Source organism: Cellvibrio sp. KY-GH-1, assembly GCF_008806975.1.
Lineage (GTDB): Bacteria > Pseudomonadota > Gammaproteobacteria > Pseudomonadales > Cellvibrionaceae > Cellvibrio.
Genome location: NZ_CP031728.1, coordinates 5,072,627 through 5,096,038 on the forward strand (window position 1 = coordinate 5,072,627; position 23,412 = coordinate 5,096,038).

Below are 23,412 nucleotides of genomic sequence, written 5' to 3' on the forward strand. Positions count from 1 at the left end.
TTTTATTCGGGGACTGAGTCTATGGAGCTTGAAATAAAACACCAGTCTGACTTTTCGCCAAACTGGCGTTTTTGCGTTCGACTTTAGGGAGAAAAATAACGAACCCGGTTTTGTGAATATTTAGGCGTCATTTGCGATGGTTGGAAGGTGTAGATGGTTGTCGCGTAAAGGCGCGCATGATTTGACCAGTCTTTGTTAGCGTAGGTCAGTTCTGGCCTGTGGGTATTTACCAAAATGGCATCCACAGAGTTATTCACAGCTTCTGTGGATAGTTTCAGCGTTAAGAGACGGGCATAGTATTTGCTCCAGCAATTGGGGCGGGCCGTTTGCCGTGTTATCGTCACCTGTGATTTTGTGTCGGAAATCTGGCTTTGGCAGGTAAAAGCAGGTTTAAAAGGGTGCAAATGGCGTTAAATTTACATTTTTTACCAATGTTTTTTGCTTGCATCCTTTCTGTGCGCTTGCATAGGCTCGTGCACCTTTGTAATCTGCGCGCCCGCCCGGAAGCCCGAATAATCCTAATGAAGTGAACGTCTGAATGGGAAGCTGCGGCATATTGATGGTGATCCAATCGCCATTTTCTACCCTTGCCCTGACTGATGGCGTAGAATGCCGCCCTCTTTTGGTGATTCGCTTGTGCGTTTTTTAATCCCTCGATTTGTTGGAGATGCCCAATGTTAAAGCTGCCTGAAACCCTGCGCGAAAACGTCCGCCTGCTGGGGGAACTTCTGGGTGAAACAATTCACGCCCACGAAGGCGAAGAGTTGTTTTCCAAGGTGGAGGGGATCCGCAAACTGGGTAAGGCGATTACCAAAGCCGAAAACGGCGATTCTGCCTCCCTGGTTGCGATGTTAAGCAGCTTGAATGACCAGGACATTCTGCCGATTGTGCGCGCCTTTAACCAATTCCTGAACCTGGCCAATATTGCCGATCAGGAGTACTTCTCCAGTGCGGAAGCCGAACGCGAAGACAGTTTGCAATCCATGATTCTGGAGTTTGCAGAGGCGCATGGCAAAGACGCACTGACTGAAGTTATTAATAAGTTGCGTATTGAATTGGTGTTGACGGCGCACCCAACCGAAGTGACTCGCCGTACCCTGATCCGCAAATATGATCAAATCGTTGATACCCTCGCAGATCGCCAAAACGGCAGCTTGCTGACTTTCGAACAAGACAAGTTGCGCGGCCGCTTGCATCGTTTGGTGGAAGAGATTTGGGCTACCGATGAAATCCGCACTACGCGCCCAACGGCGGTTGACGAAGCCAAGTGGGGTTTTGCGGTTATCGAAAACAGTCTCTGGCAAGCGGTTCCAGATTTTATTCGCCACTTGGATCGTATGTGTACTCGCCATTTGGGTGAGTCCTTGCCCGTAGATATACGCCCCATCAAATTCTATTCGTGGATGGGCGGTGACCGTGACGGCAACCCGAACGTTACCCACAAGATCACCCGTGAAGTCCTGTTGCTGGGTCGTTGGATGGCTGCAGAGCTTTACTCGCGCGACATATACAGCTTGGGCGGCGACCTGAGTATGAGCGAGGCGAGTGACGAGCTGCGCGCAATTTATCCAGATAGTGTGACGCCTTATCGCGATGCGATGTATGACTTGCGCCGCCGCATCCAGTCCACTCTGGAGTGGGCGGAAGCGCGTCTTCAGGGTCGTGCGGTTGAAGTCCCGGCTGATCTGATCACCAGCCGTGAAGATTTGTTATCTCCGTTGATGATGTGTTTCCGCTCGCTGAATGCAGTTGGCTTGCCGCACATTGCTAATGGTCCGCTGGTGGACACTATCCGTCGTATCCACTGCTTTGGCATCAACCTGGTGCCGCTGGACATCCGCCAGGATGGCGATCGTCACGTGCAGGCCATTGATGAGCTGGTCCAATATCTGGGCTTAGGTGATTATCGCGCCTGGTCTGAGGAAGAACGTCAGGCTTTCCTGCTGGAATCCCTGACCAGCAAGCGCCCTTTACTGCCGTCAGTCTGGCCGATGAGCGATGAAACGGCGGAAGTATTGGCGACCTGTCGCATAGTGGCGCAGGAGCCGCGCGAGATTCTCTCTCATTACATTATTTCCATGGCTCAGCAACCGTCAGATGTGCTGGCCGTTGCTCTGTTGCTGAAAGAAAGCGGCATGACCTGGAATATGCCTATTGTTCCTTTGTTTGAAACTCTGGATGACCTGGATCGCGCCCCTATCGTTATGGAGCGTTTATGGGATTTGGAGTGGTACCAACATTATTCTGCCCAGCAGCAAACGGTAATGATCGGTTATTCCGACTCTGCTAAAGATGCGGGCAAAATCGCTGCTACCTGGGCGCAATACAAAGCCCAGGAAAAGCTGGTCGCCTTGGCAGATAAATTTGACGTTTCCCTGGTGTTGTTCCATGGCCGTGGCGGTACCGTTGGTCGTGGCGGTGGTCCGGTAGAAAAAGCGATGGCGTCCCAGCCTCCGGGGTCGGTCAAAGGCCGTATTCGTGTGACCGAACAGGGCGAGATGATCCGCTATAAATTCGGTCTTCCGCGCGTAGCCTTTAGCAGCCTGTCTTCCTATGTTGTCGCAACCATGCGCGCGACCATGTCGCCTAATGCATCACCAAAAGATGAATGGCGCGATCTCATTGAGCGAATGGGTAAAGCCAGCCTTGAAGCCTATCGCAGCATTGTGCGTGGCCATAAAGATTTCGTACCTTACTTCCGCAATTTGACTCCCGAGCAGGAGCTGAGTTTGCTGGCGTTGGGTAGCCGCCCTGCCAAGCGTAAATCTACTGGTGGCGTAGAGAGTCTGCGCGCTATCCCCTGGGTTTTCGCCTGGACTCAAGTCCGTTTGAATCTTCCTGCATGGCTGGGTACACGCCAGGCATTCGAGTACGCACTGGAAAACGATCCGGCGCTGTTGGACGATATGGTCAGCAACTGGCCGTTCTTTTCCAGCTTCCTGGATCTGTTGGAAATGGTTATCGGGAAAGCGGATGGCCCTATCTGCACCTACTACGAGCAGCAATTGGTTCCTGTGGAATATCGTGGTTTGGGTCAACAGTTGCGCGGCGACCTGGCTGCGTTGGAAGGGTTGATTAATCAGATGAAAAAGCAGGATACCCTGCTGGCCGACGACCCAATGCTGCGCCAGTCGTTGGAGGTGCGTAAGCCCTACGTTGATCCGCTTAACTACCTGCAAGCAGAGCTGTTAAAGCGTTACCGTAGCAGCGAGACTATCAGCCCGGATCTGGAGCGTGCGCTCAAGGTCACTATGGCGGGTATCGCCGCGGGTATGCGCAATACCGGCTGATCATATTGCGAGGGCGGCAGCAGTTTTGTCTGCCGCTCTCGTATTTCCCCCTTGTTACCCTCGTGTTTCTTTTTTTCACACATAAAAATGGCCTTATCACCGATTTTTATATGCCAATGAGGTTTCACCCGGTTCAACTTGGCAAATCTTCTTAGAAATCCATTCGGTATATTATTTGAACTGTTTATCGCAAATTTGCTTGGCATTTGGTTTTTTTGTCGTTAAAGTTTGTTTAAGCGCGCATCTGACAGCGCAGTCATTTATAAAAAAACAATAATTAATACCACGCATATAGCTTCAAGCTCAGAAGCAACACAAAACTAAATCATTGGATTACACGGTCGTTATGGATAGCACTGCTCAGTTGTCATCGCAGCAGTACTTGGTTAGCTCTTTTGTTTTTAATAGCAAAAAAGTCAAAATTTAAATTTTTTATATCTAAAAATTTTATCTAGTGGGGTTTGTTTTACGATGAAATCGGTTACCTCCAGGCTCTTTGCGGGCTCGCCAAGAGGTGGTTTTACTCTCATCGAATTGATGATTACGGTTGCGATTGTTGCGATTCTTGCTGCTATAGCCTTGCCGGCTTACAACAGCTACGTCATTAAAAGCGAGATACGCGCGGCGCAGTCAGACTTGCTTGCGCTCAGCCTGGGATTGGAGAACCGCTATCAGCGTACACTTTCGTATCCCACATTCACTGACGCTCAAAAAGCTAACACTGATGGGATCCGGGAAGTGATTGCCAATTGGAGTCCAAGCGCCACTAATTTTTATTTCAAAGTAGAGGCGGTTTCGACGTCGAGCTACACCATTAATGCTGTGGGTAATACCGGGAGCCGCCAAGCGAATTGCAAGATTAGCATTAGCAATAAAAACGAGAAAAAAACCTCAAACTGCAAGTACGTTGCTGGTGATAAGTGGCTATGACACAGCGCGGGCTAACACTGGTAGAGCTGATGATTGTCCTGTTGATTCTGGGGTTGCTTGCAATCGCAGCTTCACCGTTTACCTCAGGCTGGATCAATGATGCCCGTCTCGCAGAAGGTGCATCGGTGTTGGAAGAGGCCGTGGGTCGTGCTAAAGCCGTTGCGATGCGCAACTCGGTGCGTGTGACCGGTGACAACCCGGCAAGTATGCTTTGTCTGTCCTCGGACAAAACAAAAATACGTTTGGTCGCGCCTACATCTGCAACTGCTGCCATTTCCTGTGATACGGCACCGATCTGGACCGGTGATATATCGAAGATTGTGACCGTCAAAGTAGATGATCTTGACTGGAGTTGCAGTTGCTTCAACAACAAGGGGCTGATTATCAAGCCAGCCGCTTGCAACACTTGCAGCAGTAAATCGACCTTTCAATTTTTTCACACTGGAGAAAAGCGTGAAGAACACAGCTATCCCTGAGGCGAATGCCGCGCGTAGCGCAAACCCCGGCTTGGAAAAGGTTAGTGCGCAGCGTGGTGGCGTTATGATCGAATCGTTGATCGGACTCTTATTGCTCAGTTTAGTTGGTGGTGGTGTCATGCACGCGACCGCGCGAATGGCAAACACTCAGCAATTACAAGCGATGCACAATATCTCAGTGAACCAGATGCGTGAGATGGCGACGACGCGCAAGGGCACCGCCGGCGCTAATATTTGTATTGGCGATGATCATGTGATCAATGTCCCAGGCGCGGCAGAACCCGCTCCGCTCACCGTAAAAGGCTGTGCTCCAGTGAATTTTAAAATCAGTAACGTCAAAATTGGCGGCGCCGTCCTGAATAATCAGACAGTGGCCAGCGCAAGACCTGTAGTTATTGAAGTTGGAGCTGATGCCCAAAAGGTGCGCGTTGGTGGTGCAGAGGTAGTCGATGCGCCGGCCCTTTAATCCTGGCTCTTCACGGCAAGCGCGAGGAATGTCATTAATCAGTCTGATGGTGGGGTTACTGCTCGCCATGATTGGTATTCTCGCGGGCATGACGCTATATAAAAATATAGTCCACACCTCCATACAGACTCGCAACGACACCTTGCAAGACGGGCAAATTGCTTCAGCGATGCTGACGCTGCAACTGGAGTTGCAAAACGCCGGGTTCGGAATTCCTCCGGGAGGCGCAGTGGCTCACATCGTACAATCCGGCACTGCAATATATTGGAGATATGCGCAGGGCGGTGTCACAAAATGCAAGGGGTTTCGCGTACAGGACCTTGAAGAAAATACCCGGCGCGAGCTACAGCTACTAAAAATTACGGAAGGTTCTGCGTGTAACTTAACAGATGCGCTCACTTCGTTTAGGTGGGATGTGGATTCGGTCTTGGCTGCATTCCGGGATTCAGAGGCTGCTGACGCTGATTTGCCCGCGATTGCTATGAATCTAGCCAACGCAGAATGTTTCCCTTATAGCATGGGAACCGTAGCGCCACACCCAGTGGTGACTGTTACAGCGGACAATGCGGCAATCAGTGCGGCAAAAAAGGCAGGAACCGCTCCTCCCAATACGCCGTTTGTTTACAGTTTTTGTCTTTCAAACATTTAACAAACTATCGAGCAGGCTATGAGATCACTTAAGCATCGGGTTGGTTTGAGCATCCGTCGTGGACTTCGCGAGCGGCAGCAGGGCATAGCAACCATACTGGTCATTCTGATGATTGGTGTTGGTGTGGTAGCTGTTTCCGTCGGGACAATGCACACGATGCGAAACACGCAAGAGCGGCAATTGGTCGCGCAATCACAAATTAATGCTCAGGCTGGTGCCTGGTCTGCCGTAGAAGCTGTGCGCAAGTACTTGGGTACCCTAGAGAAGGCCCAACTTGCAGCGTTAGAGGGTAATACCAATTGGACGCTTGCTGGAGTAGATGGGTTGACCCAAGCGGCGCTGATTAAAACCATTGAGGCGCCTACGGGTACCGAAGCCGCATTCAAGATCACCGCCGAGGTAAGCGCTCTGGCTGCTGCGGGCCAAGCGTCTTCCACGGTTGAAGTGGTATACGCGATTACACCTAATGCCGGTGACGGCTCCATGAATCTGTCTGGCGTGCTGGATTTCTATAATGACCTCAAGGCCACAGGCGGCATCACGTTGAATGCCCCTGATAGAAAGGGTATGGATTTTAATGTTGATGGTAATTTTAGTGTCACCAGCGCGGGTGTTGCTGGAACCGGTTTTGGAAATATCAATGTAACGGGGAACATTTTGCTCGACTCGCAGGTCGCGGCCGATGTTGTTCGTGGTCGAAATGTAAAGCTGATTCAAAGCGCGAACGTTGCGCGGGCTGAGGCCTGGGGTATTCCCAAGGGTGAGACGGGAAGCGTAGGAGATGGAGCTGCGACTGAAGGTAAAGGCTACACCTGTTGTGGGAATATAGTGTTGGCTACTTGGGGTGTCGATTCGACGGCTCCCGTGGTCGGCACAGCACATGCGAACGGCGATGTGACCTCTACAGCCGGCAAGGTAACTACAATTCTCTCTCGTCGCGATGTAACTGTGTCCGGAAAGGGTGTGGTTTCGGCCACTGCCATGGGTAACGCGTCCATCAGCGCTTGGACTGACTCGGTTGGCACCATGATCGTCGGAGGTGATTTTACAAAGTCTGCGGGTGTTGGAAACAATGGGGCGTCTTTCTCGGTGCTGGGCAAAGCGGATTGCCCCTCCGCTATTGACACCACAAAGAGCCAAGTGTTGAAGATTAAAGATGCCTCTAAAAAGAACGCAAACTGCACCGGAACCGCTGACACGGCATTAGCCGCTCCCACCGTGGACAAGGTTGCAGAAGTGAAATTGAAGGCGCCGGTAGTAGATACTCGGCCACTGAAAGCGGCGGCGAATTACGCCATTGAATTTACTGCCGACAAAAAGATCAGGGTTACCGTCAAGAATGTTAATGGAATTGCAGATGGCGAGTATTACCTTGGAACTTTCGATAAAGTGCAAATGCATCTTTGTAAGGCAGTGACGATCGATGCATCGGGTAACCCAAAATGCAATACCAGCGGTACAGGTGCCATGACCAAGGCCGAAGCCATGCCTTTTTGCATAAACCACGATGAAAATACCACATGTATTAGTGCAGACTTCACGAATAAGGTGCTTGGAATAAAAGCGGATTCAACACCCGCTGCCATGCCAGCGGGTGTGATCTGGTTTGATGGCACCCTCAAGCTTGCCGGTAAGCCCTTTTTCAATACGTTTATTGCCACCGAAAATATAGATACTTATGGTGATTTGGAGGTTTATTCGGTCAACTATGGTTCTGATTACTCCCACGCCAAAAGCGTAAGTACGGACGCGATTTGTAAGAATGAGCGCGGTGCATCCACCTTTTCTCAGTACACAGCAAGATTCCCGACGAACTTTTGCTCTAGCAGCGGCGTTTTTAGCCCTCAGCCGATTGGTAATATCGGGTTGATTGCGGGTAGTTATAACACTGCTACTCCGCCTGTATACGTTGGTGGCAACATCACCTTGACTGCAAAAACGTCTATCTACGGAACAGTGGTTGCTGGAAATATTTTGGATACGTCGGGTGCTACCACTGTCTATGGTTACATCAGTGCCTCAGGTTTAAAGCAGAGAACAGACGAGACCAATGATTTAACTGCATCGTTAACGGTTGATCTTACAAATCTCCCCAAAAACTATACCCCTGAAAAAATTCCGCAGACTGATCCGGCGGCGGGCGGTGCGGGTACTTTGCCAGAGGCAAAAGTACTCTGGAGTCGCTACCTCTAATCTTTCCTGATTCTCGCTGCTTGTCCAAAAGCGCAATTTGATAATGGATCAAATTGCGCTTTTTTATTTAAGTTTCCTCTTTCGGTAGTCGCCCTAAAAACTCGTGTTTACAGCGAGTTGCGCTGAGTATTTTCACTCAGCGGGGGGCTTTTGACACCTCCATAAACCCCGTCTATACCTAGAGAACCCTCCTGAGAGCAAAAGGCGCAGGGATTCTTACACAACGAGCCTGTGTTTTTGCGTTTGATATTGACGGACTAAACCAATGAGTAATTACAACTATTCATCGCCAGCGACGAGTGCGGGCTCCCCCTTGATTGCGTCTGGAGCTGTAGGTGTGCTCGGGCTAATTACCTTGGGGTTAATTGCCAGTGCCAGTCTTTCCGTTATTTGGAAATTGCTACTAGTATTGATTGTGCTGGTGGCAGCTATTTACGCCGCGCTGCAAGTCTCCTCCGCATTAAAACGTGTTGCCGAGTTGCAACAGGAAGTCGAGCGCGCCCAAACGGCGCAACAGTTATCGCAAACCTATAAAGCGCTCTTGGAAAATTATCAGCACCTGCTGAAGGATTTGTTGCCGATTTGGCAGCGCCAAACCGAATTGGCTCGCCACCAGCTGGAAAATAGTATTACAGAACTGGTGGGGCGTTTCTCGGATATTCACCAGCGTTTGCAAGCTGCGGTGGCTAGTTCTGCGACAACTGCCAGCAGCATGAAAGGTGATACCGGTTTGGGTGGTGTTATTCAATTCGCCAACACTGAGCTTGGCCATATTACGCGCACGCTGCGTGCCGCCATGGAGCAGCGCGACGAACTCCTCACCGAAATCTCCGGGTTGTCAAAAATTACCGTCGAACTCAGCGGTATGAGTGCCGAAGTAGCGGGTATCGCATCGCAAACGAATTTACTTGCTTTGAATGCAGCAATTGAAGCGGCACGAGCAGGCGAGTATGGGCGTGGTTTTGCGGTAGTGGCAGATGAGGTGCGCACGCTTTCCACTCGCTCGGGTGAGACGGGTGCGCGTATTGGAAAACGCATTGAGCAAGTCAATTCTGCGCTGCAAACCACGCTCGACAGAACCACAGAATATGCCGCACAAGATAGTGATCGATTAAGTAAATCTGAAGGCGCCATCGCTCAAGTGCTTGATCAATTCCAAAACTCCAGCGAAAACATTTTGCAATCCGCGCACATCCTTGAGCAGGAAAGTGCGGCGGTGCAATCCAGTGTTGAAGAGGTATTGGTGAACTTGCAGTTTCAGGATCGTGTCAGTCAGATTTTAAGCCACGTTACCGATGACATGGAAAAACTGGTGGGCGCATTGGCTGATCAGGAAACACGTTTGCGTCACGGTGAGTCAGTCACACTTATTGATATTCAGGAATGGCTGCGCGCCATCCAAAAAACCTATACCACGCTTGAGCAAGTGGACGTGCATCGCGGCTCGGCCCACTCCCAAACGCCCAGCAATTCTGAAATTACGTTCTTCTAGGAGCATTGAATGTCTAAAGTTATTTTGGTTGTCGATGATTCGGCCAGTGTGCGACAAGTGGTTGGTATTGCGTTGCGCGGGGCCGGGTACACAGTAGTAGAAGCCAGTGATGGAAAAGATGCGTTAGCTAAATTGGATGGGCAAAAGATTAATCTGGTAATTTCGGATGTGAATATGCCGAATATGGATGGCATTAGTTTTGTGAAAGAGATGAAACAAAAAGCTAATTACAAATTTACGCCGGTAATTATGCTCACAACTGAAGGTGCCGAGGAGAAAAAACGCGAAGGCCAGGCAGCTGGTGCCAAGGCCTGGATTGTAAAGCCTTTCCGTCCCGAACAGATGTTGCAAGCTGTTTCTATGCTGATTTAACAGGAATCATTTTACAAAGGTCAACGCTATGAAGATCGAACGCAAAAAAAGCAAGGATACCTCGACACTCATATTTGAAGGCGAGTTGACTATCTATAACGTCAGTCAGTTGAAAGATGAGTTGTTTGCTGATTATGACAAGCTTGCCGACAAAATTGCGTTGGATTTGCATGCCGTCACTGAAATTGATACTGCTGGTGTCCAGCTGTTGTTGTTCGCGAAAAAGTTCTTCACCACCATTCATAAGTCAGTATTTATCACCAAGAGCAATGAGTCCGTAGAAAGTGTTTTGATTGCTCTGGATGTAAATACTCAATTCGCCCTTTAAAGGAAGCCCGCTATGAATCTTGATGGTGCCTTGCAGACATTCTTCGCCGAGGCGGAGGATCTATTGAACTCAATGGAGGCCGCCTTATTGCGTTTGGATGAGGGCGAAAAGGATATGGAAACCATTAACGAAATTTTTCGTGCGGCCCATACCATTAAAGGCTCCGCGGGTTTGTTTGGGCTAAATGACATAGTTAGCTTCACGCACATTGTAGAAAATGTGCTGGATCGCGCGCGTGATGAAAAAATTGTCATCACCGGCGATCTGCTCAGCATTTTGCTTCCGTGCCGCGACCATATTGCGGTACTGGTAGAAAATGCCATGCATGAACAAGCCAATGATGAAGCCTGTTTGGCGCAAGGTAAAACCCTGTTGGCCGCACTCAACCCCTGGTTGGAAGAGTCTACTGCGTCCAATGCAACGGCTACAGCATCGTCTAAATCTATCGCACAAGCACCCAGTGGCAATGAGCCAATTACTGATAGAGATTCCTGGCATATCTCTGTGCGTTTTGGTCCGGATTTGCTGCGCAATGGCATGGATCCGTTTTCAATTTTGCGTTTTTTGCGCACGCTCGGTGACATCACGCATATCACCACGATTACCGACCATCTGCCTGAATTTAATGATTTCGATCCTGAACAACTGTATCTGGGCTTTGAAATCACCTTGAGTAGTGCTGCAAGCCAGCAACAAATTGAAGATGCATTTATGTTCGTGCGTGAAGATTCTGACATCAGAATTATTCCGCCGCGCAGCAATATTGAAGCCTTCGTTAATTTAATTAACTCCTTGCCAGAAAATTCCCAGAGGCTTGGGGAAATGTTAGTGAAAAGTCACGCGATTAGTTATCAAGAGCTGGAAGCCGCATTAGCTACCCAAAAAAGCCAGGCTAAGGCGCTAGGTAAGGTAGAAATGCTCGGCGATATATTAATTGAAGATCAGGCGATAGCGCCTGAAATAGTGAGTGCGGCACTTGATAAGCAGAAAAAAAATAGTGAGAAAAAATCCAGCGCTGAAAATCGCTTTATACGTGTCGATGCCGAACGCCTGGATAAATTAATTAATCTCATTGGCGAGCTGGTCATTAATCGCCAGCGGGTTGATTTGCTCGCTTCCAAAATGGGTAACCCCACTTTAATAGAGGCGGTTACTTCGATGGGGAATTTTACCGAAGCGATTCGCGATGCTGCTCTAACGTTACGCATGGTTCCTATCGGAGATACTTTCCAAAAATTCAAACGCGTAGTGCGCGATACCGCAAAATCGCTTAATAAAGAAATTGAGTTGGAAATTGAAGGTGCGGAAACCGAACTGGATAGATCCATGGTGGAAAAGTTGAATGATCCGCTCATGCATATTGTGCGCAATGCGATGGATCACGGCATTGAGGCGATTGCTGTGCGTCAATCGCGGAACAAGCCGGACACCGGCACCATAAAACTCACGGCGCGCCATGACGCCGGCAATATCGTGATTGGTATTCACGATGACGGCGGTGGCTTGGATGTCGAAAAAATTCGCAAGAAAGCCGTTGCCAATGGCTTGCTTGAAGAAGGTGTTCACCTGAGTCGCCAGGAACTATTTCAGTTGATTTTCCATCCCGGTTTATCTACCGCGGAGCAGGTTACTAATCTCTCTGGACGCGGTGTTGGTATGGATGTGGTTAAGCGCAATATTGAAGAGTTGCAAGGTGGTATTGAAATCGAAAGTGAAATGGGCGTGGGCACCAGTTTAAGTATTCGCCTTCCGCTTACCTTGGCAATTATTGATGGCTTCCATGTCACTGCAGGCCATATCGATTTTATCGTGCCACAAAACACAATTCTGGAATGCGTGGATTTAAATTCACTCATTCATGTGCAAGGGCAAAACTGTGTAAATTTGCGCGGTGATCAAGTTCCCTACATTCGTTTGCGGGAAATATTTTCGCTGCAACCTAAAGATCACAGCCGTGAAAAAATTGTCGTGGTGCAATTCGGTGAAAAGCGCGCGGGCATAGTAGTGGATGAGTTGCATGGTGAAATTCAAACAGTGGTAAAACCAATGGGGCCAATCTTCCAGGCACTCAAAGGCATCGGCGGGTCAAGTCTTTTAGGCACAGGGGCAGTTGCGTTGATTCTGGATATCCAGCAGCTAATTGGCTTTGCCATTAGTCGCGAACACATACGCAATAACGCCTTTGCGGTGAATATTCAGGAGCAGGAACAATGAACCAGGCTAGTAAACACAAGAAGTCCGGACTGCCGGAAGTGATTAAACAATACCTGACTTTTCGTATTGGCAATGAACACTATGGACTGGAGCTGTCGCAGACGCGTGAAATAATTGAATACAGCGGTATCACCGAAGTGCCGTTAATGCCCAACTTTTTACGCGGCGTCATTAACCTGCGCGGCGAAGTGGTGCCGGTAATTGATCTGGCGGTGAGACTAGGGCGCAAGCCGATTGAAGTGCAAAAACGTACCTGCATTATTGTGGTTGAGTTGCAAAACAATGAGCAAAACCATGTGTTGGGTTTGCTTGCCGATGCAGTGAGTGAAGTAATCGAAATGGATGACGAAAACATTGAAGATGCCCCTTCCTTTGGAGCCAATATCCGCGCCGAGTTTATTCAAGGTATTGCCAAGCGCGATGACGAGTTTGTGGTGTTGCTGGATGCAAATAATGCCTTGTCCATTCGTGAGCTGGCTCATTTAGTGGAAGCCCAGTTGCAATAACCTGACTCCAATTGTGAGGGATTTATTGTGTTATCCAATTTGACATTAAAGTTTAAAATTCTCTTGTTGAGCGCCCTGGTGATTCTAGGTTTGTGTTTGCTAGGTGGTTCGGCTTATTTTCAAATCCGTCAGTTCAATGCCATTGTTGCTGAAACCAATCTGCATGTGCAGCGTCGCTCGGATATTCTGGTTGAAATTCAGGAGTCGGCAATTAGTTTTAAAACCCAGGTACAGGAATGGAGAAATATTCTGATTCGTGGTAATGATCCCGATCGGTTTACAAAGCATGTGGATGGCTTTAGCCAGGCGGAAAAGATTGTGCAAGAGCACCTTTCTAACGCGATCACATTACAAAAGGAAGAAGGAGTTTCTTCTGATATTACAGAGAAACTAAAAGCTGAGCATGAAAAATTAGGCAGGAATTATCGCGAGGCGTTAAAGCGATTCGATCAAAAAGACCCGGGCACGGGGATGGTAGTGGATAGATCGGTGAGTGGTATGGATCGCGCCACTGCGTCCCAAATGGAAGAGTTGGCTGCAGCAACTTCCGCTGGCTTTGAAAATTATCTGCTGGAGTCTGATAAAAAAAATCAGTCGGTCTACAAAACAACAGTCAGTATTCTTGTTGTTATTTGCGTTGCCGCGTCTGCAGTAATTGTTGGTGCTATGGCATTTATTTTTCGCGATATGTTTAAAACCCTGGGTGGCGAGCCAGCCTACACCGCCGATGTGGTATCACAGGTGGCCAATGGATTTCTCAATATCGAGATTCAGCTTAAACAAGGCGATCAGACCTCATTGCTTGCCAGTGTAGAAAATATGCGTAAACAGCTGGCGGAAATCATTGGCGAAGTCTGTAGTTCTGCGGATGCCTTGTCGTCCGCCTCTGAAGAAGTGAACGCTACGGCGCAATCACTGGCGAAAGGTGCGTCCGTTCAGGCGGCGAGTGTTGAAGAAACCTCTGCCTCGATGGAGCAAATGTCTGCGTCTATTTCACAAAACACCGAAAACGCAAAAATAACCGATGGCATGGCTCAGAAAGCCGCGCGCGAGGCGGCGAGCGGTGGCGAAGCGGTAATGGGTACTGTGGAAGCCATGCAAAAAATTGCCGAGCGTATTAGCGTGATTGACGACATTGCCTATCAAACCAATTTGCTTGCTTTAAATGCCGCTATTGAAGCGGGGCGTGCAGGTGAACACGGGCGCGGTTTTGCGGTAGTAGCGTCGGAAGTGCGCAAGCTTGCTGAGCGAAGCCAGGTCGCGGCGCAAGAAATAGGAACTCTTGCCCTGGATACCGTTAAGCGCGCAGAAATGGCTGGCACCATGCTCAATGAAATGGTCCCGGCAATTCGCAAAACAGCGGATTTGGTGCAGGAAATTTCGGCGGCGTCAGCGGAGCAAAATTCTGGTGTGGCGCAAATTAACGGTGCAATTGGGCAGGTGAGTCAAACGATGCAGCAAAATGCAGCGGCCTCTGAAGAATTGAGTTCTACTTCTGAGGAGATGAGCACCCAGGCAATTCGCTTGCAGGAGTCTATGACCTATTTCAAGTTGCAATCTGAAGCGGCCAACAGTTCATTTAAAAAGCCGGCAGCAAAAATTTCCACCAAACCATCAAATACCGGCAGCAAGAGGAAAGATACAAAGCCATCAACGGATGATGATCTGGATAAAAATTTTGTGCGTTACAGTTAATGCTCGATAGTTTCATGGGGTTTCGAGCATATTAGATTAATGGATATATATGGAGTTAAACATGACAGTCGCCAAAAAAATGTTGTTGCTGGTATCTACTGCATTATTGGGCATTATTATTCTCGCAGGGGCGGCCCAGGTTCAGATTAATACCGTATTTGAACAAACCAATTACAGCAATGAAAACGTGATTCCGAGTATGCAGTTGTTGGCGGATATTCAAAGCAATATCTATCGTTACCGGATTCGTTTGAGTCGCTTTGTATTAAATACAGACACTGCGCAAACAGAGAAGCTGGAGTCAGATTTAAACAAGGCGATGAATGATGCGAATGTAGGATTAAAAAAATACGAGTCGATGTTGGCGGATGCTCGCGATAAAGAATTGTTAGCGGAAAATAAAAAATATTTTGATAGCTTTATGGGGCAAATGCCGGCGATTTTGGCGGCAACCAAGAAAGGCCAAACAGATGTTGCCCTGTCTTTGATGGAAAAGTCAGGGGATGATGCAAGATCACTGGCAACGGCGTTGGAAACCCATTCGGCTTACAATACTGAAATTGCGGAAAGTGCAAAAAAAACCGCGTTGGCGACCAAATATAATGCAGCGGTTTTGTCGATAGTTATCGCTGCTGTGACTTTGCTTGCTATTGCGTTAATAGGCTTTCTCATTACCCGAAACTTGCTTCGTCAACTTGGCGGGGAGCCGGACTACGCGGCTGCGGTAGTTGCGAAAATCGCGGCAGGGGATTTAACACAACAGGTCAACACAAAAGTTGGTGATTCAACCAGCATGCTGGCGGCGATTCGTGAGATGTCGACTAGTTTGTCGCAAGTGCTAGGCGAGGTAAGAAGTTCAGCGGATGCCTTGGCGTCGGCATCGGAAGAGGTAAATGCAACGGCGCAATCCTTGGCAAAAGGCGCTTCTGTGCAGGCGGCTAGTGTGGAAGAAACTTCTGCATCCATGGAGCAAATGTCTGCATCTATTATGCAAAATAATGAGAACGCGAGCATCACCGATGGTATGGCGCAGCGAGCGGCGGCCGATGCAGCAACAGGTGGCAGCGCCGTAGCAAGCACCGTGGAGGCGATGCAAAAAATTGCCGATCGTATCAGTGTGATTGATGACATTGCTTACCAAACCAATTTACTTGCGCTTAATGCTGCCATTGAAGCAGGGCGTGCGGGTGAGCATGGGCGTGGTTTCGCCGTTGTAGCATCTGAAGTGCGCAAGCTAGCGGAGCGCAGTCAGGTTGCTGCACAGGAGATTGGCTCACTCGCCGGAGAAACGGTGAGCAAGGCGGATAACGCCGGTAAGCTCTTACAGGAAATGGTTCCGAGTATTCGCAAAACTGCCGATCTGGTGCAGGAGATTTCGGCGGCGTCTTCCGAGCAAACCGCAGGGGTTAATCAAATTAATGCAGCTATCGGTCAGGTCAGTCAGACCATGCAGCAAAATGCGGCGGCGGCGGAAGAATTAAGTTCTACTTCCGAAGAGTTAAGTTCCCAGGCGATGCGACTTCAAGAGGCGGTGAGCTATTTCACCTTGTCGGTTGACGACAATCGCAATTCCACTACACGTAATTTCCGACAATCCAGTGCTTCACCTGCGCCGGCGCGCGCGCGCAAAACTACGCAGCATTCCGCCGCCAGCGATGATGATTTGGATAAGGACTTTGTGCGCTATACCTGATTTGCACAGTAGGTACGTTAGCATTGGACGAGATGATTACCCGGAAATCAGGCGTTTATGACTACTGAAAATGCAACACCCATTCCGTCGGACAAAGAGTTTCAGCTGTTCCAGCAACTGATTCAGGACAAGCTGGGGATTTTTCTGCCGGCGCAAAAAAAGGCTTTGCTCAGCAACCGTTTGTGGAAACGACTGCAGGCGTGCGATGCAAAAGGTTTTGGTGAATATTATCGCTTTATTCAAAGCCCGCAGGGCAGAAGCGAGCTAAGCACGGCGTTGGAATTAATCACTACTAACGAAACGTATTTTTTCCGCGAGCAAAAACATTTCGATTATTTGCAAGAAGAGGTGTTGCCCAATTATCGGCTTGGGCAAAATTTTCGGGTGTGGAGCGCCGCTTCATCAACAGGCGAAGAACCTTATAGCATTGCGATGGTGTTACAAGATCGCTGTAACTGTGACTGGGAATTACTCTGTTCTGATGTAAATCGCACGGTTGTCGAGCAGGCCAAAATCGGGATTTATCCGGAAACTCGTGTGCGCAATATTCCGCCGCAGTATTTGCGCCGTTTTTGTCGTAAGGGCGTGGGGCCCCAAGCGGGCAATGTACGGGTAAATGCAGAGCTGCGTCAGGCAGTGCAATTTTTTACACTCAACCTGCACGAAGATTTTCCCGACATTGGCAAGTTTGATTTGGTGTTTTTGCGCAATGTATTAATTTATTTTGAAAACGACAACAAGACTAAAATTTTGGATCGCATTGCTGACAAGATGCTACCGGGCGGTACCTTGTTTGTCGGGCATTCAGAAAGTTTGCACGGTATTAGTTCTCGCTTTGTACCAGTCAAGCCGGCTATTTATCGTTTGACCGGGCGTTAATAAATGATCGCTGTTCCCGAGCTAAAACCACTTCACAGCATCCACCCGGGTGAGTGGTACTTTGGTGTGGAGTTCGAACGCTTGCATACCGTGTTGGGGTCTTGCGTGGCATTAACAGCCTGGCATCCCCGTTTGAAAATTGGGGGGCTATGCCATTATCTGCTTGCCAAATCAGCGGAACACAAAACAGCGGAACACAAACCGGTGGAGCGCGATTGCCGCTACGCGGTTTTTGCTCTGGAGCAAATGAAAATGGCCATGCAGTCGTTTGCTAATCCTGATGAATTCGAATTGGGACTATTTGGTGGTGGCGATATGTTTGCTTTTTCTACGCCTACCTCAATCGGTACGGACAATATTCGCTATGCGCAGCAATGGCTTGCGCGCGAGAAATTGCAGGCGCGACATGTGGATGTGGGGGGTACCATATCGCGATCTTTGACGCTGGTAATACCTACTGGTGAAGTGCAGGTAAAACATTATCAAATGAATCCCGAATGAACTGTTGAAAAGCAACGCTTATCGACAATACTTGGTGAAGCGCAATAGCGCCAGCCCTTGGTAAAAGTTGAGATGCTATGACTATTAATGTGTTGGTAGTAGATGATTCAGCGGTGGTGCGCCAAGTGCTTAGCGGTGTACTGAATGAAGCACCGGACATAACAGTTTATGCCACGGCATCTGACCCTATTTTTGCGCAGCAGCAGATGCAAAAAAAATGGCCGGATGTTGTTTTGCTGGATATTGAAATGCCGCGGATGGATGGCCTGACCTTTTTGCGTCACTTGATGCAAGAGCGACCAACTCCGGTAATCATTTGCTCGTCATTGGCAGAGAAGGGTGCTGAACTAACCCTGCAAGCGCTGGCAGCCGGGGCGATAGATATAATTACCAAGCCGCAATTGGGCGTGAAAGATTTTTTATTGGAAGCCAAGCACCTGCTCTGGCAAACCGTGCGCGGCGCAGCCGGTGCCCATGTGTCGCGGCGCAGCCATACGATAGAAACAAAACAGGTTACACCGGTTGTTCCAGTATCTGATTTGGTGACCATGACCGCGACTACCGACACAATTATTGTGATAGGTACTTCCACGGGCGGCACCCAGGCGCTGGAAGAGGTGTTGAGCAAAATTCCTCGCACCTGCCCGGGAATTGCCGTTGTACAGCATATGCCTGAAAAGTTCACCGCCGCCTTTGCCAAGCGTTTGGACGGGTTGTGCGAGGTAGATGTAAAAGAAGCTGAGTCGGGGGATCGCTTGATTCCCGGGCGGGTATTGATTGCGCCGGGCGGGCATCATCTGGAAGTGCAGCGCTCCGGTGCGCAATACATTGCCAAGGTATTTCGCGGGCCGAGTGTTAATCGGCACTGCCCTTCGGTGGATGTATTATTTCGCTCGGCGGCTCGCTCGGCGGGGCGCAATGCAATGGGAATTATTATGACGGGTATGGGGGATGATGGTGCCAGGGGATTATTGGAAATGCGTCAGGTAGGTTGCAGAACTATTGCGCAGGATGAGCAGTCCTGTGTGGTATTTGGTATGCCCAAGGAGGCCATCAATATGGGGGCTGCAAAAGAAATTATGCCTTTATCGCAAATTCCAACGGTCCTGGGGGCCAGGCTATGAAATCTGCGATTTCCGACTTAAGTGTACTGGTTACGGACGACAGCCTGACCCAGCGTCAGTACGCCAAAGAGCTGTGTCAGGATTTGGGGGTTAGCTCGCTCTATGATGCGGCGAACGGTGTTGATGCTTTGGAAGTTCTGGATGCAAATAGTGTCGATGTGATCCTGATTGATTTGGAAATGCCGATCATGGACGGCGTCGAGTTAATTCGCTCTATCGCGCAAAAAAAATTGAATTCCAGTGTGATTATTCTCAGCGCAAAAGATCCGATACTGATTGCCAGTGTGGGGACTATGGCAGAGGCTGATGGGTTGCACGTGATTGGCACTTTTCAAAAACCCCTTTTAGCGGATGTACTTCAATGCAGTTTGTTGCGCTTTATTCAAGACAGCAAAGTATCTGCTGAACCCAAAAAGGCCAACGACAATGAAGTTACTGCCCTCGAGTTAAGCGAGGCATTGGCAAATCGAGATTTAACCCTGGCGTTCCAACCCAAGTTGACGACCCAGGGTTTGTTGCTGCGCGGTGTGGAAGCATTAGCGCGGTGGCGCCATCCAACCAAGGGGATGATTTCACCGGCGGTATTTATCGAATTGGCGGAGCGTCACGGCATGATTGACGCTCTTACCCATTATTTGTTGGAGGAGGCTTTCAAGCACAAACGCAGTTGGCAGCAGTATGGTTTGCGTTTCCATCTTGCTTTTAACCTATCGCCATTGTCACTGGCGGATGCGGATTTGGTGGACTGGCTTTGCAAGATGGCGAATGACTATGGTATTGCGCCGGCGGAAGTTACCTTTGAGGTAACTGAAAATGCCCTTCTGGGTGAATTGGCCAGCGCTATTCGCACGCTCGCACGTTTGCGGCTGAAAGGCTTCCACATCGCGATAGATGATTACGGTACGGGATTTGCCAACGCGCAGCAGTTATCACGAGTGCCCGCAACGGAATTAAAAATTGACCGCTCGCTGGTCCATAGCGCCGCTGTGCGACCGCAACAAAAAACCATCCTGGCCAGTACTGTTGATTTGGCTAAAAACCTCAAGCTCACTACCGTGGCGGAAGGCGTAGAAACCGAAGAGGATTATAAAATCCTGTTAGATTTAGGGGTGGATCTGGTTCAGGGCTATTATTTCGCCAAACCAATGTTTCCCGATGATTTATTGGCCTGGGTAAAAACAGGCTTGAGTCAATTGCGCAAACAGCAAGAACACAAATAATTTGCCTGATTCCAGCGCTGTTTGCGTTGTTCATCACAGGTAGTTCCTTCAACTACTTTTTCTCGACTCCATTCGGCTTCCTTGCCAGGTAAATCGGTATACACTTGCCAATTCAGGTTAAGATACTCGTAATCGCTGTCACCCAGCGGTTTGGGGTGGTATTCATCATGGGTACAGCTTGAGGGTCGCAGCATAAGCACGAATTACTCATTTTGCCGTGAAGAATCACGCTGTAACTACAGGGCTTGAGCCATGAACAGAATGCAACCCAAGCTACATGCGGTGCATCATGTTGCGCTGATTTGTTCGGATTATGAAAAATCCAAACACTTTTATGTAAATATTCTGGGGTTGGAAATCCTGGCGGAAAATTATCGTGCAGCGCGCGACTCCTGGAAGCTTGATTTGGCATTGCCTAATGGTACCCAGGTGGAGCTTTTTTCCTTTCCCAAACCGCCGGCGCGGCCGTCCCAACCTGAAGCTTGCGGTTTGCGTCATCTGGCATTTGTGGTGCGCGAACTGGATGTGGTTGTGGATTGGTTGCTTGCCAATCATATTGAGGTAGAGTCGGTCCGGGTGGATGAATATACGCACAAACGGTTTACATTTTTTAAAGATCCGGATGGATTGCCACTGGAGCTTTACGAGTTACCTGCCTTGCCGCAGCATTAGCGGAAAAGACTATCAAGGTTGCTATTAACAGAGTGAGATGTGTTGGTGTTTAAACAAGCTTATCAGTTAATCGTTATGGCCGTTGCCGTGTTGATGACTGCGTCCGTTCAGGCGCGTGAATTGGTCATTGCGTTTGAAAATACGCTGCAGGATTCCAGCTCTTTGGATGGTAAAGCGCGCTCGCAAATGTTGGTGCGCAACTTAAAAACAGTTGCCGTACCCCAGGCAATGTTTTTAATTAAAACGGAAAATTTGGATAGTAAAAATCGCGAGCGCGTTGCGCTCTATAGCGATAATGGCCATTTGTTGGTTAATGCCGGACACGATCATAGTTTGGTGAGTAAAAGTGATCTCTATGCCTATGAAATTGGCTTGCTAAAGGCCAATCGCTTATTGGCACCTTTTCAAGGCTACAAAAAACACATCCATTTTTCCTATTTACATGAGTCGGGTGATGCGAGCATCCAACGCGGTCTGATTGAATTTCTGCAAGAGCGTGGTTACCAACCGGCATTTACCGGATTTAATCCGGCGCGGGGAATTGATAATTATATTGATCAGTTGTACCAAAAAAAGGTACGTAATAATCGCCGGGTAGATATGGCCGCGCTGGAAAAGGCTTACATTCAGTTAATGTTGGAGCCTCTGCGTCAACAGGACGAGTATTTATTTAATATGCTTGGCTATTCGCCGAGGCAGGTGTTGGTTATTCAAGAAAATGATTTGGCTGCCTATTTTATTGTGGCGCTGGTGGATGAATTAAATGCGCGTGGCTGGACGATGGTTGCCGCCGAAAAAGCGTTGAATGATCCACTCGTTAATCCTGTGGCCTTGGGTGGCTGGGGCGCCAATGGCTATCTGCACGGATTGACTGGCTTGCCGGAATTACCAGTAGCCTATCCGCGCTTGATAGGTGCGCGTCAGGCCGGCGTGGATCGCGTTTTACAACAATTGGTGCCTGGCTTTATTGAATAGCGAGCAACCGCTGTAGAGTTGGTTGCGTCAGGATAATTTTTTACATTTAAGGTGATGTGGTGAAAGAGGCAAGTATGCTGAAAAATTCCCTCCGTTTAATTGCATTTTGTGTTGCCAGTGCAATGACTATGGGCACTATGGCGCAACAAAAATCGGTAATTTTTAAGAATAGTTTTGATTCTGAATCCGACGCAAAAAAGTGGTCGCTAATCTATGGCGCTAAACTGGTTGCGGAGCAAGCGCGCAACGGTACTGGTGCTTTGCAAGTCGATGAAGGCGAGGCATCTGTGCGCTCGCGCGTTAACTTGAGCGAGCAGGGCACACTGGAATTTTGGATAAAAACTTCCACGCCCGCTACCCAATATAAAATTAATGTGCTCGTCGCCAGCACACAGAATGCCGACACAGGCTGGGTGCAAGTGGGGCAAATACTGGGCAGTAATGACTCCACGGAATATCACGCCAAACGTATCTCCATCGATGATCCAGGTAAAAAATTCTTGCGTCTGGACTTTGAAGTCACGAATGGACAAGCCTGGTTGGACGACGTCAGTGTAGAAAAAATTCTGCTGGACACGGCGCTGCAAAAAAACCAGGAAAAAGTGATCGCCGAAGTGTTGGGTAAATTGCGCGATGACAAGAATTATCAGGTGCAGGCCGATGCGCTGCGCACTTTAGGTAAAAATTACGCCGCACAAATTGACGTGCAACGCCAGTATCTGGAATACGCCAACGGTATTTATTCCAGTGTGACTCTGGTATTGGCAACGTCCGAGCGCGGAAAAATGGCCAATCCACTTGGCTACCAGACATTCAAAGGGATTGTGAGCGATGTTAAGCGCGTTGCATCACCGATTCAGAAATCGCGCATGGAATCGCTGCTGAAACCTCTGGGTGATATTGCAACTGCAACCCTGAACGTAATGACACAAGGGGCTTATCAGGCCTTTGCTGAACCCTTTAAAACCATAGTGGCTACCACCTTTGATCGCGTGTCTTATGAAAACGCCGGTGTGGATCGCAAAGCACGCAAATTTGCGGAAGAGAATGGGTTAAAAACCTTTGCCAAGGCCGAAGGCTTTTTAGGTGAGGTGGAAAAAGAATTAAATACCGTCGTTGCCTTGGATAAAGACCTGATGGATATCCAGCGCGAAGTGGACAAGTTCCGCAAGGATCTGGATAAGCATTTAAAAGAGTCGCTGATAGCAGGCGGTATGGGCCGCGGCCAGGAAAATTACAACCGCGTAATGAGTAAGGACGAGCCTACGCGTAACGCGGCCCTACAGGAGATTAACAATTATTTTATTTTGCAGGCAGAGAGCTATCAAAATCATTCCAGCTCCAATACCGAGTTTGTACAATTTATGATGAAAGCCACTGGCACCATGGAAGAGACGCAGGTGTTTAAAGAGCGCTTTAACCAGATTGCCTCATCGGTGATTACATTTTATGACAAATTCGATCGCTCTGTTGCCAAAGACCAAAACCCCTTCTCGGACGAAAAGGATCGCAATCTCTGGGAATCTCATGCGGTCAAAGTGCGCGAGTACATTCAGGAGTCCAAAGCCGCGTTTGCCAAGGCTTATATGTAAATCAAGCGCTCATTGCACGCCGCAAAAACACCCCGCATTGTCGGGGTGTTTTTTTATTCAACGAACTCAGGCGTCATTGCCCGCACGGGTTTGTGATAGAGAAGACGTATATCCAAATCCAATTTAACCGGCTATGCTTCTTCAA

At 48.9% G+C, this 23,412-nt stretch carries 21 protein-coding genes; 20 read left to right on the plus strand and 1 reads right to left on the minus strand.

Translation table 11 applies throughout. The annotated features are described in order from the left end of the window. The first annotated feature begins 674 nt into the window (after positions 1–674). The 17 genes from ppc to D0C16_RS21415 all read left to right on the plus strand — a co-directional run bounded on the left by ppc (position 675) and on the right by D0C16_RS21415 (position 20,028). Entirely contained in the window at positions 675–3,290 is a 2,616-nt protein-coding gene (gene ppc / locus D0C16_RS21335) for a phosphoenolpyruvate carboxylase (protein ID WP_151034209.1), read from the plus strand. Positions 3,291–3,761: 471 nt separating this feature from the next. Then, entirely contained in the window at positions 3,762–4,220 is a 459-nt protein-coding gene (locus D0C16_RS21340) for a type IV pilin protein (RefSeq protein ID WP_151034210.1), read from the plus strand. Then, positions 4,217–4,696, plus strand: coding sequence for a prepilin-type N-terminal cleavage/methylation domain-containing protein (locus D0C16_RS21345; RefSeq protein WP_225319060.1), 480 nt, complete (start codon positions 4,217–4,219; stop codon positions 4,694–4,696). The genes D0C16_RS21340 and D0C16_RS21345 overlap by 4 nt, the downstream gene beginning before the upstream one ends. Beyond that, positions 4,674–5,162 (plus strand): hypothetical protein, encoded by a 489-nt coding sequence (locus D0C16_RS21350; protein WP_151034212.1) that lies wholly within the window; start codon positions 4,674–4,676, stop codon positions 5,160–5,162. The genes D0C16_RS21345 and D0C16_RS21350 overlap by 23 nt, the downstream gene beginning before the upstream one ends. Before the next feature lie 28 nt (positions 5,163–5,190). Beyond that, entirely contained in the window at positions 5,191–5,811 is a 621-nt protein-coding gene (locus tag D0C16_RS21355; RefSeq protein WP_151034213.1) for a PilW family protein, read from the plus strand. Positions 5,812–5,829: 18 nt separating this feature from the next. Continuing rightward, positions 5,830–8,004: a hypothetical protein gene (locus D0C16_RS21360; RefSeq protein WP_151034214.1), complete on the plus strand. Its 2,175-nt coding sequence runs from the start codon at positions 5,830–5,832 to the stop codon at positions 8,002–8,004. Between the two features lie 265 nt (positions 8,005–8,269). Continuing rightward, positions 8,270–9,496, plus strand: coding sequence for a methyl-accepting chemotaxis protein (locus D0C16_RS24695; protein WP_151034215.1), 1,227 nt, complete (start codon positions 8,270–8,272; stop codon positions 9,494–9,496). Positions 9,497–9,505: 9 nt separating this feature from the next. Continuing rightward, positions 9,506–9,868 (plus strand): response regulator, encoded by a 363-nt coding sequence (locus D0C16_RS21370; RefSeq protein WP_151034216.1) that lies wholly within the window; start codon positions 9,506–9,508, stop codon positions 9,866–9,868. A gap of 28 nt (positions 9,869–9,896) precedes the next feature. After that, positions 9,897–10,196, plus strand: a complete 300-nt coding sequence (locus D0C16_RS21375; protein WP_151034217.1) for a lipid asymmetry maintenance protein MlaB — start codon at positions 9,897–9,899, stop codon at positions 10,194–10,196. Between the two features lie 12 nt (positions 10,197–10,208). Beyond that, entirely contained in the window at positions 10,209–12,410 is a 2,202-nt protein-coding gene (locus D0C16_RS21380) for a chemotaxis protein CheA (RefSeq protein ID WP_151034218.1), read from the plus strand. Continuing rightward, positions 12,407–12,916, plus strand: coding sequence for a chemotaxis protein CheW (locus D0C16_RS21385; RefSeq protein ID WP_151034219.1), 510 nt, complete (start codon positions 12,407–12,409; stop codon positions 12,914–12,916). Before D0C16_RS21380 ends, D0C16_RS21385 begins: the two co-directional genes overlap by 4 nt. A gap of 27 nt (positions 12,917–12,943) precedes the next feature. After that, entirely contained in the window at positions 12,944–14,611 is a 1,668-nt protein-coding gene (locus D0C16_RS21390; protein WP_191968585.1) for a methyl-accepting chemotaxis protein, read from the plus strand. Between the two features lie 61 nt (positions 14,612–14,672). Beyond that, positions 14,673–16,304: a methyl-accepting chemotaxis protein gene (locus D0C16_RS21395; RefSeq protein ID WP_225318797.1), complete on the plus strand. Its 1,632-nt coding sequence runs from the start codon at positions 14,673–14,675 to the stop codon at positions 16,302–16,304. Between the two features lie 57 nt (positions 16,305–16,361). Further along, complete coding sequence (locus D0C16_RS21400; RefSeq protein WP_151034221.1) at positions 16,362–17,183, plus strand: protein-glutamate O-methyltransferase CheR; 822 nt, start codon at positions 16,362–16,364, stop codon at positions 17,181–17,183. Between the two features lie 3 nt (positions 17,184–17,186). Further along, entirely contained in the window at positions 17,187–17,684 is a 498-nt protein-coding gene (locus D0C16_RS21405; protein ID WP_151034222.1) for a chemotaxis protein CheD, read from the plus strand. A 77-nt stretch (positions 17,685–17,761) separates the two neighbouring features. After that, the gene (locus tag D0C16_RS21410) at positions 17,762–18,808 is read left to right on the plus strand and encodes a chemotaxis response regulator protein-glutamate methylesterase (protein WP_151034223.1); all 1,047 of its coding nucleotides are present in this window, start codon (positions 17,762–17,764) and stop codon (positions 18,806–18,808) included. Then, positions 18,805–20,028, plus strand: coding sequence for an EAL domain-containing protein (locus D0C16_RS21415; RefSeq protein ID WP_151034224.1), 1,224 nt, complete (start codon positions 18,805–18,807; stop codon positions 20,026–20,028). The genes D0C16_RS21410 and D0C16_RS21415 overlap by 4 nt, the downstream gene beginning before the upstream one ends. On the opposite strand, the gene D0C16_RS21420 is transcribed toward D0C16_RS21415, so the two are convergent. Further along, entirely contained in the window at positions 19,998–20,222 is a 225-nt protein-coding gene (locus D0C16_RS21420; protein ID WP_151034225.1) for a hypothetical protein, read from the minus strand. The genes D0C16_RS21415 and D0C16_RS21420 overlap by 31 nt on opposite strands. 58 nt (positions 20,223–20,280) lie before the next feature. Here D0C16_RS21420 and D0C16_RS21425 point away from each other — a divergent pair, with 58 nt between their 5' ends. The 3 genes from D0C16_RS21425 to D0C16_RS21435 all read left to right on the plus strand — a co-directional run bounded on the left by D0C16_RS21425 (position 20,281) and on the right by D0C16_RS21435 (position 23,267). Next, a complete protein-coding gene (locus D0C16_RS21425; protein WP_225318798.1) occupies positions 20,281–20,700 on the plus strand; it encodes a VOC family protein in 420 nt (139 codons plus the stop codon). A gap of 39 nt (positions 20,701–20,739) precedes the next feature. Beyond that, positions 20,740–21,675: a hypothetical protein gene (locus D0C16_RS21430; RefSeq protein WP_225318799.1), complete on the plus strand. Its 936-nt coding sequence runs from the start codon at positions 20,740–20,742 to the stop codon at positions 21,673–21,675. Between the two features lie 74 nt (positions 21,676–21,749). Then, the gene (locus tag D0C16_RS21435; protein ID WP_225318800.1) at positions 21,750–23,267 is read left to right on the plus strand and encodes a hypothetical protein; all 1,518 of its coding nucleotides are present in this window, start codon (positions 21,750–21,752) and stop codon (positions 23,265–23,267) included. The last annotated feature ends 145 nt before the right edge of the window (positions 23,268–23,412 follow it).

Coding starts and splice junctions, on each gene's coding strand:
- ppc (WP_151034209.1), top strand. CDS start 675: ATGTTAAAGCTGCCTGAAACCCTGCGCGAAAACGTCCGCCTGCTGGGG.
- D0C16_RS21340 (WP_151034210.1), top strand. CDS start 3,762: ATGAAATCGGTTACCTCCAGGCTCTTTGCGGGCTCGCCAAGAGGTGGT.
- D0C16_RS21345 (WP_225319060.1), top strand. CDS start 4,217: ATGACACAGCGCGGGCTAACACTGGTAGAGCTGATGATTGTCCTGTTG.
- D0C16_RS21355 (WP_151034213.1), top strand. CDS start 5,191: ATGTCATTAATCAGTCTGATGGTGGGGTTACTGCTCGCCATGATTGGT.
- D0C16_RS21360 (WP_151034214.1), top strand. CDS start 5,830: ATGAGATCACTTAAGCATCGGGTTGGTTTGAGCATCCGTCGTGGACTT.
- D0C16_RS24695 (WP_151034215.1), top strand. CDS start 8,270: ATGAGTAATTACAACTATTCATCGCCAGCGACGAGTGCGGGCTCCCCC.
- D0C16_RS21370 (WP_151034216.1), top strand. CDS start 9,506: ATGTCTAAAGTTATTTTGGTTGTCGATGATTCGGCCAGTGTGCGACAA.
- D0C16_RS21375 (WP_151034217.1), top strand. CDS start 9,897: ATGAAGATCGAACGCAAAAAAAGCAAGGATACCTCGACACTCATATTT.
- D0C16_RS21380 (WP_151034218.1), top strand. CDS start 10,209: ATGAATCTTGATGGTGCCTTGCAGACATTCTTCGCCGAGGCGGAGGAT.
- D0C16_RS21385 (WP_151034219.1), top strand. CDS start 12,407: ATGAACCAGGCTAGTAAACACAAGAAGTCCGGACTGCCGGAAGTGATT.
- D0C16_RS21395 (WP_225318797.1), top strand. CDS start 14,673: ATGACAGTCGCCAAAAAAATGTTGTTGCTGGTATCTACTGCATTATTG.
- D0C16_RS21400 (WP_151034221.1), top strand. CDS start 16,362: ATGACTACTGAAAATGCAACACCCATTCCGTCGGACAAAGAGTTTCAG.
- D0C16_RS21405 (WP_151034222.1), top strand. CDS start 17,187: ATGATCGCTGTTCCCGAGCTAAAACCACTTCACAGCATCCACCCGGGT.
- D0C16_RS21410 (WP_151034223.1), top strand. CDS start 17,762: ATGACTATTAATGTGTTGGTAGTAGATGATTCAGCGGTGGTGCGCCAA.
- D0C16_RS21415 (WP_151034224.1), top strand. CDS start 18,805: ATGAAATCTGCGATTTCCGACTTAAGTGTACTGGTTACGGACGACAGC.
- D0C16_RS21420 (WP_151034225.1), bottom strand. CDS start 20,222: ATGCTGCGACCCTCAAGCTGTACCCATGATGAATACCACCCCAAACCG.
- D0C16_RS21425 (WP_225318798.1), top strand. CDS start 20,281: ATGAACAGAATGCAACCCAAGCTACATGCGGTGCATCATGTTGCGCTG.
- D0C16_RS21435 (WP_225318800.1), top strand. CDS start 21,750: ATGCTGAAAAATTCCCTCCGTTTAATTGCATTTTGTGTTGCCAGTGCA.